This is a genomic window from Legionella resiliens (assembly GCF_021344005.1).
Taxonomy (GTDB): Bacteria; Pseudomonadota; Gammaproteobacteria; order Legionellales; family Legionellaceae; genus Legionella; species Legionella resiliens.
In genome coordinates this window covers 356,605-370,974 of sequence record NZ_JAJTND010000004.1, presented here as the reverse complement: position 1 = coordinate 370,974, position 14,370 = coordinate 356,605, and the positions used below count along the sequence as shown (strand labels likewise).

The window sequence follows — 14,370 nt, the reverse complement described above, 5'->3', positions numbered from 1 at the left end:
ACCCGGGCTACACGATAAGAGGCTGCAAACAGACCCAAATCAAAATCTTTTATTTTGTTTCCCAAAATGCAATATGAGCCCCTGTAGGATCTTTAATAATCGCAAAAAGCCCCATATCTCCAGCATGGGTAACTCCTTTTATTTCTTGAGCTCCATTTTGTTTTGCCTTTGCTAAAGTATCCGCCACATCCTTCACTAAAATATACGCCATCCAATGGGGGGGAATTTCATTTTGTTGATCTGTAGGGATTTGCCATATACCTGCAAACTCCTTATCGTCAGCTTTGATCAGGGTATAGGTCATTTCACCAGATTGTATTTCTTTAAATTGCCATCCTAATACTTTACTGTAAAATTCTTTCGCCTTTTTCACATCTGCAGTGGCTAATTCGTTCCAACAGAATTGATTCATAGAATTTTGTGACATGATGATAATCTCCTTATTTATTTTGGGTTTTAATAATAGCCCATAATTTCAAGAGATGTTAGAACAATTTGTCATAATTAAAAATTCATTAATAATCAATTAACTGTAATAATTCAGTTTGAAATTGTCCCGTCTTGGGGGAACTTAAACGATTTTTTTCTGCTGAGCCAACAAAGAATCCAGAGTCAGTTACATCAAAAAAACTATCTGAACATAGCTTCAAATAAAAAATTGAATCAATATAAAAAATATAATTATGAATAAAGGAACAAGCAAAGAGAGATTCCCTCTATTAATTGGCTTTGCTCCTGTGTTTATATTGACATTCATACTGTCTGTATTGGTTGAATCATAAAAAGTATCTTTATCCACAACAATCGCTTGTGGAGGCAATTGTTCGGATTCGGTTTTAATGCGATTGGTTTTTTTTACAGCAGTACCTATAGCCAGGAATTCGATTAAACCATTACCTAATTGATACACATAGGTTTTAACCCCGACGACATCATCTGCACCTATAGACTGGGCTTCTTCATTGATAATTGCTAATGCATTCTCACGCGCATGATAAATCATGCGCGTGAGTTCGTTAATTTCACCCCGCACAAACGCTTTAATTGCTGAAGTAATCCCGCCCACTAACCCTAAGGAGTAAACGGATGTGCCTAATAATAATTTAACAGGAGCATATCCTAGGCGAGCCATATTCCACATTTCAATATTTGTCATATCACTGGTAACTACATCGTGATTTGCGTCGGTTATTAATTGAGGATTTTGAGAAGCAGTTCCTATCATGAGCATTTCATTCACACCGCCAAAAGGCAAAACGGTGGTCTTAATGCCCAATACCGCATTTGCTTTGTATTGTCGCGCATGAGCAGCGATACGATTTAATGCCAAGTGTCTTGTTTTATTAAAAATATCAGAGTATTCCTTGATCTCACCGCGTCCTAAGGTTTTTAAACTACCGATTAACCCTCGGCCTAAACCCATAGAATAGGCAACATTACCAAAAGAAAAACAAATAGGTTTATAACCCGCATCAAGCTGGGCATATAATTCCTGACCATCCGCTGAAGTTGAAAACTTTTCCTTATCCGCGCCACTTTCTGCATAAATCACTGAGCCTATCGATAAAAACTCAACATTTGCCCCATGGAGAATCAATTGACTGGTAACTCCTGTAATCCCTGTTGCATTTTTGCTCACTGCCTCCTCTAATAAGCGTTTATATGCTGTTTCTCTACCTTGCTCTATAAGGGAAGTAATCTGGGTTAATTCACCACCTAGCATTGCTTTAAAACCCGAACCGACACTCCCTATAATTCCCAAGGAATGAACACTATTCCCTACAACAATCGACCCAGGAGAATAATTTTTAAGTTGCAAACAAAATATCTCATTTCCTGATAGCCCTGTGGTCATGGTCATAATTTTTATTCCTTAAAAATTATAATGTTATATATAGTGTAGTTGGTATTTTTTGTAATATAAGCCGATATAAAAATAACAAGAGTGAGAAATAGTGCATCAATCAATTGAGTGAATGGATCTTGAAAAGCGGGTTAAAAGGCAAATTCTAAAAAAGGTTTATTTGATTGCTCCAGATTTAAAAGCCGGTAAATATCTTGAGGCTCCTCCTCCTGATTATGAAGTTGTTTTTGATAGGCATTGTTCAATCGGTAAGCCCCATAAATAAGCGTTAAGCCTACAGCAACTGGCCACGAAGCTACGGCTGCAGTGATAATAAATGCTACTCCGCCCACATTGAATGCCAATCCTTTCCAAAATTCGCAGTAATTTCTGTTACACACTTCATTGAGTCTTCTTAAAAGTTGGTGATGATGCTCATCATCCAGAATAGCACCATTTGCCAATTCACGCCGCACGGCAATAGAGGATTTTTGATATTTTTTATATTCTTCGGAAGTGTTATAGAATGCATTGCCCAGCATACTAAATAATGCAAGCCCGGCTAAAGCAAGCGGACCGGTGCAGAGTAAACTTACTGCAAAACAGGTGGCAATTATATTTGCTCCTAAAACGTTAATTGCAAAATAAGTACTTTGAGCCTCCCATTCATCGTTTAAAACATCTATCTGACGCTGAATCACTGCTTGCTCCGGGACTGTTGCCTCTTTTAATTGCTCCTGTAATTCAAGCATACGCCCATGATGCAGACTCGCTTCAAAAATCCATTGAGCTAAAAGTAAAAGTGTATCAAATGTCAAAAAAGCAAGTGTGATGAGCGGGACAGCTGTCTCAGCAACGTGAAAAAATTTATCATATGTAGTCAATAAACCCACTACGGCCCAAACCAAGTCATTAGCCATTGTAAAGCCACGCTTTTCCATTTCTTGTTTCAGCACTTTTCTTGTTGATAATTCATCGCTCATTGCCGACTCGACAATATGTTTGATCATAAGTGTTAAATTGATGAAGAAGCGAAGTGCATAGAGCGAAATACCCAAATCAGTAATGGCTTCACGGGATTTGTTTAAAAAGTTAATGCCTTCTATAAAACTGTATTTATTGCCAAAAACTTTATTTATCTCTTGAATCAACTCAGAAATAGAACCCTTCTGCAGATAAATAATTGCATAATTTGCTAAACCGCGGCTGTAGGAAAATTGGGAACGCCTGGTATTTATAGTACCAATATATTGGCGCAGCTTGGAAATTCTAATTAATGAAGACAGAAAATCGCGGATGCTCGTTTCTACTTCTTCTCGTATAAATTCCGAGAAACCCGCAATCGATTTTTGCTTTTCTTGTATCGGGTCTATTTTATAAAATGCTTCTACTTTTTTGCGGCATTGTTTTAATTTTTCCAAATCAGAACCAACATAATCCAGGTGATAATAAGAAATCAGCAAATCACACAAAAAGTACATATAAAGCACTATGAGATTTTCTTCTGTCCATTGCGATTTATTAGAAATCAGCACTTGATATAAAGATGAAAACTCATATTTTAATTGATCTAAACGAAACGTTTCTTCTTTAAAAGAAAAATCGTTTTTTTTAAATGAATCGTTAAAAAAAGTATGTTTTATGAGACCAATTTTTGATTTTCCCATAAACTCATTGAGAGGAATTGAGAGAAATTGCTAAATTGTACTATGGATTACCAATAACAGATTAAAACAATAGTGTTAATTTTTTGCAAAAAAACAGTTAAAAATAGAAAAAATGAGCAAAATCAAAAGAAGGAGCTCAGAACGGAAATAACCTCTTTTTTTTCTAAAAACTAATTGATACACTCATTGCCTCAAATATCCATCAATCCGAGATATAAAGTTGATTTTTGATGCAAATAATCCCTCTGATTCCATTGAAAAGAATTCATTAGAAAAAGAGAAAGTAGTTATTATCATTCCGACGCACAATGAAGCGTCCGTTATTCAAACAACAGTAGAACAAGTTTTTACATCAGTAGAACTCATTGATCACTATGATATACATATTTTAATTTTTGATAGTGCCTCTACGGATAATACGCAAGAAATCGTTGCTTCATTACAGAAAAATTACTCGAAATTACATTTACAAACTGAACCCACCAAATCTGGACTTGGGTCTGCGTATTTGCAAGCCATGAATTTTGCATTAGTTTCTTTGAATGCGGACATTATCTTTGAGTTTGATGCAGATCTTTCCCATCAACCCAAATATATACGTCCTATGCTGGATATGTTGCAAACCTGTGATTGTGTGCTGGGAAGCCGTTATGTGGATGGAGGAAGTATTCCGAAAAACTGGGAATTACATCGCAAGTTATTCTCCATTCTGGGTAATTATGTTGCCAGGGCAGTGCTTACTCCCCAATATAAAGACTTTACCAGCGGTTTTCGTGCTACTCGCCGACAACAGCTTATAAAAATTCTGCCCCAACAATTTCTCACGAATCACTATGCATATAAAATGCAATTGCTTTGGCTTTTACATAAAAATAAAGCAAAAATTCGCGAGTACCCTATTGATTTTATCGACCGCAATATTGGATACAGCAAGTTACCTAAAAACAGTATTGTCGATTCATTACGCGTTATTTTTACCTTGCGTTATCAAGAAATCAAACGTTATTTAAAAATGTGTCTGGTTGGCTCATTGGGTATTTTTGTACAATTTATTACCTACAATGTACTGCGTGAATATTTTCAGTTTTCTCCTTTCGAAGCGTCGCAAATTGCAGTATGTACCGCAATTATTAATAATTTCATTTTGAATAACAGGCTTACTTTTAATGTGAAACATAAGTTACCCTGGTCTTTAAAAATAAAACGCCTCCTTCTTTTCACTATTTATTCAGTGTTTATCATTAATTTGCAAAGTTATTGGTTGCGGCTTGGAGTTCTTTGCTTTGGCAGTGGCCCATTGCGCGAAAATATAATCATGGGTATTGGCATAGGTTTTATATCCCTTTTAAATTACTATACTTATTCTCGTCATATCTGGGCGGAAAAACTTGTCCCTAGCTAAAGGTGAACTTGTTCATGATAAAGAATCTGAGGAAAATAATTTCACCTTTAGGCATTCAACTGGGTAATAGAGATACGCTGGAGGAGGAGGCACATAGCAAGATTATCTCGTGGGACTTTTTTAACTCGCGAAGTGTTTACCTGTGTTTAACCCTCTATTTTGTCATCCTGTTATTGATAGCCCCCATTAACATCTTATCTCTTGATACCTACTATTATTGGGACTGGAGCCGCCATTTGGCGATATCCTATTATGATGGCTCCCCCATGATTGCTTATTTTATTAGGCTTGCAACTTCATTGTTTGGAAATAATCTGTTTGCCTTGAGCAGTGTAGGCATCGCCGTAATGGCTCTCAGCAGTTGGATTATTTACAAGAGTTCCCGATTTTTTTTATCCCAGGAAGCAAGCTTTATCGCCATGTTATCATGGCTATTTTCGCCTCTTGTCACCTTGGATATTTTACAGCAAACCACCTATGACACCCCCCTTGCTTTATTTTGGGCCTCAACTCTGTATTTCACTATAAAATTTATCCAAACAAGCAGCGTAAGAGCTCTCTATTTAATCGGGATCAGTGCCGGATTAATGATGTTATCCAAATATTCCGGAATTGTTTTAATTCTTTCCCTGCTTATTTTTACAATTTTTACTTACCGCTCAATTTTTAAAATAAAGCATTTCTATTTTGCTACAATCTTAGCCATTATTATTTTTAGTCCCGTTATCCTCTGGAATTATCAAAATCATTGGCAATCATTCATCTATCAGTTAACCGCTCATAAACTCCATCATGAGGTAAACCCCATTTACCATGCGATAAAAACATTTTTTACCCTATTTGTACCCTCACTCAACATTATGCTTCTTCCTCCCTTTTTAGTACGAAACCAAGAAATGGATGAGAAAAAGTCATTAATTGTGACCTTGTGCCGTATTGTTTGTATTACTTTTCTTTGTTTTTACTTATATACCGCCACTAAGGCAGGGATCCGGGAATTCTGGCTGACACCGTATCTAATGAGTAGTGCAATTTTATTGGGATATTGGGCCACCACAGCCTATAAACGTGGATTTGCCATTTTATTGATCATGTTTTATGCCGTAATCAGTCTCTTCATTTTAATTAATAACACATCGAAATTTAATGTGATTAAATCAAAAAAACTTGTTGTTTATCATTTAATTCAAAAACTTAATGCTACATACCCTCAATTACCCGACACGATTTTTACATCAGGCTGGTTTGCGGCACGTATGCTCTTTTTCCTCCAAAATAAACCGACCATTTATACTTTAGGTTGTGATACCGCGCAAAATCAATATGCTCTATGGGGCACTGACATCAATAAAAAAATTGCCGATAAAACATTAAAAGAAGCATGGTATATCGATCGATACGACCGGCAGAGCTGCTTGGACCAATATTTTGATCACTGTCAAAAAATACCGACCCCTACCTATCCCTTTAGACATAAAGAATATGCACTTAATGTTTACAAATGCCAGAATTTTTAACGACCAAGTACCAAATCGCTCACTTGGGGTTGATTATCAACAGTCATCTTTTTTTCAGGTTGCGATTTGAGATTGATAAAATCCCGTGAACAACCTTGCAAACAACTCGTGGGGTGGGACGTAGTTAAGTAAGTGCACTTTTTATTGAATAATGGATCATGCATCAAAGTTTCTAAGCAAAAACTCACGATAGCTCAGGGTTCTATACTAAATCATTTGGCTCAGTCCATAATAGAGTTTACACTAATCTTCTTTTAACGTATTCATCGAATTATGTTACCATCTTGTTACTAGAGTTTGATAAGGACTGTCGATGCTTAAATTACTTTTTCTTTTTATTGCATTGTTTTCTTCAGTTTGTTTTGCTGATGAAAAAGAAATTGCAATTACTATAGATGATTTGCCTCTGGTTGCCTCAAGAATGAATACTCCAGGAAATCGTGAGCGTTCAACAGAGCGTTTTACGCAAATTGTACAAACTTTTCAAAAATATAAAGTCCCAGTTACAGGTTTTGTGATTGCAGGAGCTATAGAAAAAGGTCAATGGGATTTTCTTGAGCAATTTCGCCAAGCAGGCTTTATGTTAGGTAATCACACTTATTCACATTATAACCTGAATCAAATGAGTGCCGAAAAATACCTTGCTGATTTGGATCGCGCCGATAAAATTCTTACTCCAATCATGACCCAGCCCAAATATTTTCGCTATCCCTATCTGGCAGAAGGTGCTAAAGCCAAAAAGCAACAAGTATATGATTACCTCAAAGAACATAATTACACAATTGCCCCAGTGACCATTGACAGTAAAGATTTTGACTTTAATGCGATGCTTTATAAAGTTCCATATCGTTCTCGAGTAAATTACATTCAAAAATTAAAACCCCGCTATTTGGCTTATATATGGAAGCAAACTTTAAAGGCTGAAAAACGCTCTCAAGGGAAAAATGCCAAACAAATATTATTAATCCATGCAAATCTTCTAAATAGTTATGCGTTAGGTGATGTTTTGGAAATGTATCAAAAAAATGGATATAAATTTATCAGCTTGACGGAAGCGCTGAAAAATCCTGCGCCAATCATCAATTTCTCTCCTTCTATGAAAAAAGATACTTTGGGCGAAGAGTTAGAAAATGAACTTCTAAATCTCCCTAAGTTAAAAGAAAACTATGTGACACCTGAATAAAACAATTTGTATTTTGTAGCCCGGAGGCAGCAGCGAGCGGTGCCCCATTTCTGAACTGGGTTCCGCTCGTTGCACCCAGGCTCCAATGTTATTAGATATGATTTATTAAACAGGAGATTGTATGTTAAAACTCGCTATTGTTTTATTTCTTGCTGCAGTGATCTGTGGTTTTTTTCTTTTGACCGCGATATTGCAAGATAGGCCTGTTAATCAAAAAGTAAAAGCTCTGCATGGAGTTTTTGCAGGATTAGGCCTACTTATTATGATCGTGCACATGCTTACATTTATGTCAGGTCAATCTTCCCTGCTTATTGCAAGTTTAATTATCTTGATTGTTGCAGCATTAGGTGGCTTGACCTTGGTGATGCTTGCCAGGAAAGGGAAACCGCTCCCCAAATTGGCAGTAATAGTTCATCCAATCATTGCAATTGCTGGATTAATTGCGTTGATAATCTATGTCATGCCCTAAATTATTCAGGCCTACTTATTATGATCGTGCACATGCTTACATTTATGTCAGGTCAATCTTCCCTGCTTATTGCAAGTTTAATTATCTTGATTGTTGCAGCATTAGGTGGCTTGACCTTGGTGATGCTTGCCAGGAAAGGGAAACCGCTCCCCAAATTGGCAGTAATAGTTCATCCAATCATTGCAATTGCTGGATTAATTGCGTTGATAATCTATGTCATGCCCTAAATTATTCCGATTCAAACCTATTTTTTAACAAACGTTCACGAAGAGATTGGACCAGTGTTTCTGGTGCTTTCTCTGGTGAGCCAGAATTAAAAGGTGGTTCAGGATCATACTCCAAACCAAGTTGTAAACTTTGTGCTACGTTTTCATCAGTAAGTTTTGCAGCAAGATATAAAGCCATATCAATACCTGCGGAAACACCAGCTGCTGTAATGATTTTTCCATCTTCAACAAATCGCTTTTGAGTTGGTATTGCTCCCCAATTTTTCAATCGATTCATTACTGCCCAATGCGTGGTTGCATTAACTCCCGATAAAATTCCTGCTGCGCCAAGGATCAAACTTCCAGTACAGACCGAGGTAGTCCATAATGTATGTTCATGAGTTGCTTTAACCCATGCAAGAATTTCGGGAAATTCACGCAATGCGGTTGCATTACCCGCCCCTGGAACCAACAGGACATCGGTATGTGAAATATCGGCTAATGCATGCTCAGCAATCAGAGTGAGTCCCGAACATGCACGTACTGGTCCGCAATTTAAACCAACCCTCTGCACCACAACTTCTGGCAAACGACTTAGTACTTCATAAGGGCCAATTGCATCCAGAACAGTCATCCCTTCATAAAATAAAAAAGTAATGTGCAGTGGTTTATGCATCGCCGTTTATCCCTTCTTCACAAACTGAGATTTTAATTTCATGGCGCCAATTCCTTCAATTTTGCAATCGATATCATGATCCCCTTCAACCAAGCGGATGTTTTTTACTTTAGTGCCAACTTTTACTACCTGGGAGGATCCTTTTATTTTTAAATCTTTAATTACTGTCACTGTATCCCCATCCTGGAGGATCTGGCCATGCGCATCTTTGATAATTCGGTGCTCGTCATGTACATGCTCTTCTACACCATCTTTTGACCATTCATAGGAACATTCTGGACAAATGAATTGACTACCATCTTCATAAGTATATTCTGAATCACATTTAGGGCATTGGGGTATATGAGGCATATTTTCTTCCAATTCAAAAAAAATTAATTAAGGTCTGTTGACCATAGTATATCAAAAACGCTTGATTAGTCTCCTACAACCGTAATAACCAGATGACGTTTTTGTGATAGATAGCGGTGCTCATAAAGATAGATTCCTTGCCACGTCCCCAAAGCTAATTTTCCATTTTGCATGGGAATAGTTAAGCTTGTTTGCGTTAACACAGTCCGAACATGTGCAGGCATATCATCCTTACCTTCAATCACATGTTTAAAAAGAGGATCACCATCAGGAACTAACCGAACCAGGAAATGTTCCAGATCCATACGAACTTGAGGATCATAATTTTCACAAAGCATTAAAGAGGCGCTAGTATGTTTGAGAAATAAATGGCATAAACCCTGTTGTATTGAAGCTTTTGCAATAATATTTTTTATTTCATCAGTGATATCTTGCGTGCCTCGACCTGAGGTATTAAAGGAGATGGAAAACTGTTCAATTTTCATAGTGTTTAAATGATTAATTGTTTATTATTTTTTACTATCGCAAAATTTACATTACGATTCAAAACAAATTATCAGGTGTTCCCTCACTACTGATAACCCTAAGTATTTTATGTCTTGATTTATCCCCGCGCTGTAATATAACATTTCTTACCGGTACCTTAAATATTTGTGCAATATACTTCAACAATGCTTTGTTGGCACGACCTTCAATTGGGGGCGTATTTAAGCGAATTTTAAGCTCACCCTCATGAATCCCGACAATCTCTGTTTTTTTGGCGCCTGGCTGAACATATAAATGAAGGATTAAGCCTTCAACATCGTGTTGATACCACACAGTATAATTACCCCTGTAATTTTTTTTAATCAAGCAAATTAAATAATTTATTGATAGCTTACAAGATAAATCAGAATGAAGAAGTATGGGCGATTTCCTAGCCCTTTTATCAACGCTATAGGTAATCTACCTATCGCTTTATGCGCAATATCCATAGACAGTATAGTAGAAGAAATAGATTTTGAAAGTGACGCAAGATCATTCTGGATACCGCGCATAAAGCGCGCGGTACGTAGGCATTTATTAAATACATCTCTATTTCGTGACTCCCTTTTCGATCCTGCAGACAAGCCCTTGGACTGTAGAGGCATTTGTATTTTACTTACTTAGCTTCGCGCTCACCCAGGTTCAATCAAATTAATTTAGGTTGAGAGGCTCATGGTGCTTACAACCTTTTCCATACTGTCTAAAGTGGACGTATAAGTCTGATCGAGCAATTTGATATTATCTTCCACTTTACGACGGTTAAGTTCATCAATTTGTTCTTTTGTTTTTTGCATTTCAAGGGTTTGGGCAAAAAATGAATCAACATGAGTTCCGATACTCGGCCCGTTCTTTCCAATTTGGGATTGAAACCATGATTTCACTTTAGGAGCAGGATTCTCTTTAGTGATTAGACGCACAGGAAGTTTTCCATCGCTCAACGCTTCGGACAGATTATCTCCCGCTTTTTCTAATCGCTCAAGCAAACTGGAGTCATCGGTTGCAATAGCATGGCGTATGGTCGCATCACGAATGATAGTAAACATTTTCGTATAGTTTTCTATCTTGCCTTTTGTTGCACTTTCCAAATTTTTCTTGGCTGTTGTATAGGCTAATTTATCACCATCGAAAATAATGCGTGCATCTTGAGCAAAAATGGCCAATATATCGGGACGTCCTGTAGATAAAATTGCCCCAACAGTTGTTTGGGTGGCCTCTGGACTTTTATTTTCGAAACTGAGATCAGGATGTTTTGCAATAAATTGAATTAGGTCTAATGGTGGAACCAGAGCAAGCACCACTCTCATAAGAAGAGTCCTGCCGTTGGAATTTACTGCGTTCACCAACTCTGGATGGTCGGTAATCAGTGTTTTAACCTTTTCATATTCTTTTTTACTTACAGCTTCCCATAATGCATCTTCATAAATTGACGGCATTTTTTTCTCTCCCTATCATAAAAAATTGGCCAGATTATACCAAAAAAAGGGCATGCTGTCATATAATATTCCGATTATTGGGCAAAATGTACTACATTCCCACACTGTTTTGGTGGCTATTTTTGAAATGAAACATTGAGGCAAGATTATCCTTTACATGACTCAAGGGTTCATAATCAATGCCTAAATCACACGCATCACAAATCTTCTGAATATGTGATGGGCTTACTGTAGCAAATCCCATTGATTTTGCATCGTTAATAAGAATTTCGATTTTTTTTATTTTTTCTGAAATTTCTGGCTCGACCTCTTCATGCAAGTCGCTTAAAACACTGGATAGCTTTTTCAGTGCAGATTCATAATTACGCTGTTTCTCCGGATCAAATTCAATAAGTTCACTAGCATCCCTTATCGAATTCATAAAAAATCGATATCGTTCAATAGGTTCTGACTTTTTAGGCTCTTCAGACTCATGCCGTTCCGTACTGGTAAACTCAATAGCAGGTTTACTTGCATCCGTTACATGGTTTCGCTCTTCAGGTAACTGAATCGTATCAGTTTTTCCACCCTCCGATACTTCTGGTTGATGCGGCTCTATCGCCGCAAGTTCAATAGCTGGTGTACTTGACTTTACGTCAATGCCTAGCTCTTCAGGTAAATGAACAGTTTCAAGTTTTTCACCTTTAGAAATTTCTGCTTGAGGTTGTTCTATCTTCACAATCTCAATAGTAGGCGTATTTGATTTTACGTCATTGCCTTGCTCTGCAGGTAAAGGAGTAGTAGCGTTAAGTTTAGGAGAAAACTCAGGCTCCGTATCTATCGTTTCTTGTAACGAATTACCTGAGGTAGGAATCCAGTTCTCAGTGCGATCTTGTGGTGCAACAAACAGGTGTTTCATTAAGGTTATATTGAGGTCAAAACGTTTTTTTGCTTCCTCTGATAGTACAGGTTTAATGATACTTGCTATTGTATCTAAGTCTTTATTGCATGCGCTTAATAAAATTTGGGTAGACTCATAATGTTCAACTGTTTTTAGTTTCTCTTTATACTTTTGCAATTGAATCAACGTAGCATCCAATGTGTTGATTTGTTCTTCATTTAATTCGTCAACAGGACACTTTTTTAATTCATCGATGATTAAACTCAAACTACTGTCTATATCTTCTAAAGCATGCACACGTGCATTCTCATAATGAGTAGATAGCGTCTCCATCTCTTGCTTCCACTCAGTTTGAATTGCTTGGCTTTCTTTTTCAAAGTTTCTGACAATTTCTTGATGTTCCTCATAAATCATTTGCAATTGTGGCACTTCGTGACGAGCCTCTTCAAAAAAAGACTCAAGAACCTCCTGTGCAACTTTAAGTTTTTCTTGTTTCACTTGGTACTGTTTCTCAATGACCTCTATCTCTGATGAACCTGCATCCACTAGAGGCCCTTCAGGATACTCCATTTCCATTTCATTTTTTATTGCAATTAATTTATTATAAAGTGTTATCGCTTTTTGTTTTGTTTCTTCACCAATATTTTCATCTTGGGAAATTAAGTTTACTGCCTTTTGCATCAAGGCAATATGTTCCTCATAAGATGTATCTATGAGTTTAATTTGTTTTATATGATGGATATAAGTAATTCGTTTCATTTCCTCTTCATAATATTCATATAAACTCATATTAGTTATGCCATAAAGCGATTTTTCCCATTCAGATGTTGGAAGAGGTAATGGTTTAGGTGGTTCGGATTCGAGTATTGATGATTCTTTTTTTCTGGGGATAAACACAAAATTCTGTAGATTTGCTGCTGCGGTCAGAGCATGTTCTTCTTCAATTTCTTCAAGCAATGCAACTTCTTTTGCCAATAAATCCTTATCTTTGAAAAGCTCGTGAATGATATCAAAACGACCACTTACAGTTAGAAAAAAGAGTAAATTATGTTCGCACAAGTAGATGAACTCATCAAAAAATTGTTCATTTTGACGAATTACATCATTTTTATTTTGAATCGCATTAAGTCTTCTGAGCCATTCTAAATAAGAAACCAAAAGCGGATAAGTTGCCTCCGATAACTCGCGTTGCTTTAAGATTAAATCACTTGGATTACCCATTACGCGTTTTAAATGTTCATCTGGTGATATATGAAGGAGTCCCATCATTCACTATCCGATTTATGATCATATTTTATCAAAGTATAGTATTTTTTATATCTAATGCATTTATTATGTTTAATATGTAAATTATTTGCCTACAAAATCATGGGGATGAGTGCATGAGACTTAAGAGTGATTGGCTCTGTATATTTCTTCAGAAACTTGGTACAGAAAACGAAGTACAAAGAAACCCAAAGCGGATAACCCTATCCTCTGGAGTAAGGTGTGTGATAAAAGTCTAGTTCAGTTCAGTGCCGTACGTTTTTGGGAAGATAATTCATCACGCAGTAGCTCAAACATTTAGCATTGGTAATTTCAAGATCACGAAAATAGGTTATTTCTTGTAAATAAAAATCAAAAGTTTCCTGAATTGCTTCAAAATAGCCTTTAATAACCACTGAATAACGCATTTTTGCTGTATAGTGTATTTCGAGAAGCTTAGAGTATAAGCACGTAATTTCATAAGCACATTGCGTATGTGCCGTTAGCGCAACATCAAAGCAATTTACTTCAAGCAATTTATTTTTTAGCTTATCTATGTTGCCGAGTATATTGGAAATGTAAAAGTTAATTTTTTCCCTTTCTTCTTTATAAACCGCACCTAATACATCAGGTATTGAATGGACCATTTCCCGTAAAAAATTTAAATCCGCAATGTAATTTCCCAACACGTTGCTTTTCTTCATTTCTATGAATCGTGCTTGCCATTCTACTAAGTGCATCACGATACGTTTATATGCAATCAGTTCTTTTTCTTTGGAATTATCTGCAGTAGGGAATTGATTGTTGGCTTTCAAATGTTCTATCTGTCCCATCACCATAAAACATGCATTTTTAATATCTTCGAAGGTTAATGATTCAAAATTATTGGCTTCAATTTTTTCACTAATAGTATCAATAACCTTTACTACCTCTGGAGATAACATTGCAGTTCCAAATTTCAATATCACCTAGA

At 36.6% G+C, this 14,370-nt stretch carries 15 protein-coding genes; 5 read left to right on the top strand and 10 right to left on the bottom strand.

Features of this window, described 5'->3' with window-relative positions; all coding sequences use genetic code 11:
* Window positions 1-49: 49 nt before the first annotated feature.
* The 3 genes from LXO92_RS07105 to LXO92_RS07095 form a co-directional block, all read right to left on the bottom strand.
* Window positions 50-427, bottom strand: a complete 378-nt coding sequence (locus LXO92_RS07105; protein WP_182351970.1) for a VOC family protein — start codon at window positions 425-427, stop codon at window positions 50-52.
* Window positions 428-646: 219 nt separating this feature from the next.
* Window positions 647-1,861 carry a heavy metal-binding domain-containing protein gene (locus LXO92_RS07100; RefSeq protein ID WP_182351969.1) on the bottom strand — a complete coding sequence of 405 codons (1,215 nt, stop codon included), beginning with the start codon at window positions 1,859-1,861 and terminating at the stop codon, window positions 647-649.
* A 134-nt stretch (window positions 1,862-1,995) separates the two neighbouring features.
* Window positions 1,996-3,510, bottom strand: coding sequence for a hypothetical protein (locus LXO92_RS07095; protein ID WP_182351968.1), 1,515 nt, complete (start codon window positions 3,508-3,510; stop codon window positions 1,996-1,998).
* Between the two features lie 220 nt (window positions 3,511-3,730).
* On the opposite strand from LXO92_RS07095, the gene LXO92_RS07090 reads away from it, so the two are divergent.
* The 5 genes from LXO92_RS07090 to LXO92_RS07070 all read left to right on the top strand — a co-directional run bounded on the left by LXO92_RS07090 (window position 3,731) and on the right by LXO92_RS07070 (window position 8,308).
* On the top strand, window positions 3,731-4,912 hold the full coding sequence (locus LXO92_RS07090; protein WP_182351967.1) for a glycosyltransferase family 2 protein: 1,182 nt from the start codon (window positions 3,731-3,733) through the stop codon (window positions 4,910-4,912).
* 14 nt (window positions 4,913-4,926) lie between these two features.
* A complete protein-coding gene (locus tag LXO92_RS07085; RefSeq protein ID WP_232890686.1) occupies window positions 4,927-6,429 on the top strand; it encodes a glycosyltransferase family 39 protein in 1,503 nt (500 codons plus the stop codon).
* Between the two features lie 313 nt (window positions 6,430-6,742).
* Window positions 6,743-7,612, top strand: coding sequence for a polysaccharide deacetylase family protein (locus LXO92_RS07080; protein WP_182351965.1), 870 nt, complete (start codon window positions 6,743-6,745; stop codon window positions 7,610-7,612).
* Between the two features lie 121 nt (window positions 7,613-7,733).
* The gene (locus LXO92_RS07075; RefSeq protein WP_182351964.1) at window positions 7,734-8,081 is read left to right on the top strand and encodes a hypothetical protein; all 348 of its coding nucleotides are present in this window, start codon (window positions 7,734-7,736) and stop codon (window positions 8,079-8,081) included.
* A 32-nt stretch (window positions 8,082-8,113) separates the two neighbouring features.
* Window positions 8,114-8,308: a hypothetical protein gene (locus LXO92_RS07070; RefSeq protein WP_232890684.1), complete on the top strand. Its 195-nt coding sequence runs from the start codon at window positions 8,114-8,116 to the stop codon at window positions 8,306-8,308.
* A gap of 1 nt (window position 8,309) precedes the next feature.
* Here the strand turns inward: LXO92_RS07070 and LXO92_RS07065 are convergent, their stop codons facing one another.
* The 7 genes from LXO92_RS07065 to LXO92_RS07035 form a co-directional block, all read right to left on the bottom strand.
* The gene (locus LXO92_RS07065; RefSeq protein ID WP_182351963.1) at window positions 8,310-8,963 is read right to left on the bottom strand and encodes a DJ-1/PfpI family protein; all 654 of its coding nucleotides are present in this window, start codon (window positions 8,961-8,963) and stop codon (window positions 8,310-8,312) included.
* A 6-nt stretch (window positions 8,964-8,969) separates the two neighbouring features.
* Window positions 8,970-9,314 (bottom strand): zinc ribbon domain-containing protein YjdM, encoded by a 345-nt coding sequence (locus tag LXO92_RS07060; protein WP_182351962.1) that lies wholly within the window; start codon window positions 9,312-9,314, stop codon window positions 8,970-8,972.
* A gap of 65 nt (window positions 9,315-9,379) precedes the next feature.
* Window positions 9,380-9,799: a secondary thiamine-phosphate synthase enzyme YjbQ gene (locus tag LXO92_RS07055; RefSeq protein WP_182351961.1), complete on the bottom strand. Its 420-nt coding sequence runs from the start codon at window positions 9,797-9,799 to the stop codon at window positions 9,380-9,382.
* 58 nt (window positions 9,800-9,857) lie between these two features.
* Window positions 9,858-10,133, bottom strand: a complete 276-nt coding sequence (locus tag LXO92_RS07050; protein ID WP_232890683.1) for a DUF167 domain-containing protein — start codon at window positions 10,131-10,133, stop codon at window positions 9,858-9,860.
* A 362-nt stretch (window positions 10,134-10,495) separates the two neighbouring features.
* Window positions 10,496-11,272: a hypothetical protein gene (locus LXO92_RS07045; RefSeq protein ID WP_182351959.1), complete on the bottom strand. Its 777-nt coding sequence runs from the start codon at window positions 11,270-11,272 to the stop codon at window positions 10,496-10,498.
* 91 nt (window positions 11,273-11,363) lie between these two features.
* Entirely contained in the window at window positions 11,364-13,421 is a 2,058-nt protein-coding gene (locus tag LXO92_RS07040) for a hypothetical protein (RefSeq protein ID WP_232890682.1), read from the bottom strand.
* 242 nt (window positions 13,422-13,663) lie between these two features.
* A complete protein-coding gene (locus LXO92_RS07035) occupies window positions 13,664-14,341 on the bottom strand; it encodes a hypothetical protein (RefSeq protein WP_182351958.1) in 678 nt (225 codons plus the stop codon).
* Window positions 14,342-14,370 lie beyond the last annotated feature (29 nt).

Excerpts from the sequence above, each read along its gene's own strand:
- LXO92_RS07075 (WP_182351964.1), top strand. The coding sequence starts at position 7,734 with ATGTTAAAACTCGCTATTGTTTTATTTCTTGCTGCAGTGATCTGTGGT.
- LXO92_RS07100 (WP_182351969.1), bottom strand. The coding sequence starts at position 1,861 with ATGACCATGACCACAGGGCTATCAGGAAATGAGATATTTTGTTTGCAA.
- LXO92_RS07095 (WP_182351968.1), bottom strand. The coding sequence starts at position 3,510 with ATGGGAAAATCAAAAATTGGTCTCATAAAACATACTTTTTTTAACGAT.
- LXO92_RS07080 (WP_182351965.1), top strand. The coding sequence starts at position 6,743 with ATGCTTAAATTACTTTTTCTTTTTATTGCATTGTTTTCTTCAGTTTGT.
- LXO92_RS07045 (WP_182351959.1), bottom strand. The coding sequence starts at position 11,272 with ATGCCGTCAATTTATGAAGATGCATTATGGGAAGCTGTAAGTAAAAAA.
- LXO92_RS07070 (WP_232890684.1), top strand. The coding sequence starts at position 8,114 with ATGCTTACATTTATGTCAGGTCAATCTTCCCTGCTTATTGCAAGTTTA.
- LXO92_RS07060 (WP_182351962.1), bottom strand. The coding sequence starts at position 9,314 with ATGCCTCATATACCCCAATGCCCTAAATGTGATTCAGAATATACTTAT.
- LXO92_RS07105 (WP_182351970.1), bottom strand. The coding sequence starts at position 427 with ATGTCACAAAATTCTATGAATCAATTCTGTTGGAACGAATTAGCCACT.
- LXO92_RS07040 (WP_232890682.1), bottom strand. The coding sequence starts at position 13,421 with ATGATGGGACTCCTTCATATATCACCAGATGAACATTTAAAACGCGTA.
- LXO92_RS07065 (WP_182351963.1), bottom strand. The coding sequence starts at position 8,963 with ATGCATAAACCACTGCACATTACTTTTTTATTTTATGAAGGGATGACT.
- LXO92_RS07055 (WP_182351961.1), bottom strand. The coding sequence starts at position 9,799 with ATGAAAATTGAACAGTTTTCCATCTCCTTTAATACCTCAGGTCGAGGC.
- LXO92_RS07035 (WP_182351958.1), bottom strand. The coding sequence starts at position 14,341 with ATGTTATCTCCAGAGGTAGTAAAGGTTATTGATACTATTAGTGAAAAA.
- LXO92_RS07085 (WP_232890686.1), top strand. The coding sequence starts at position 4,927 with ATGATAAAGAATCTGAGGAAAATAATTTCACCTTTAGGCATTCAACTG.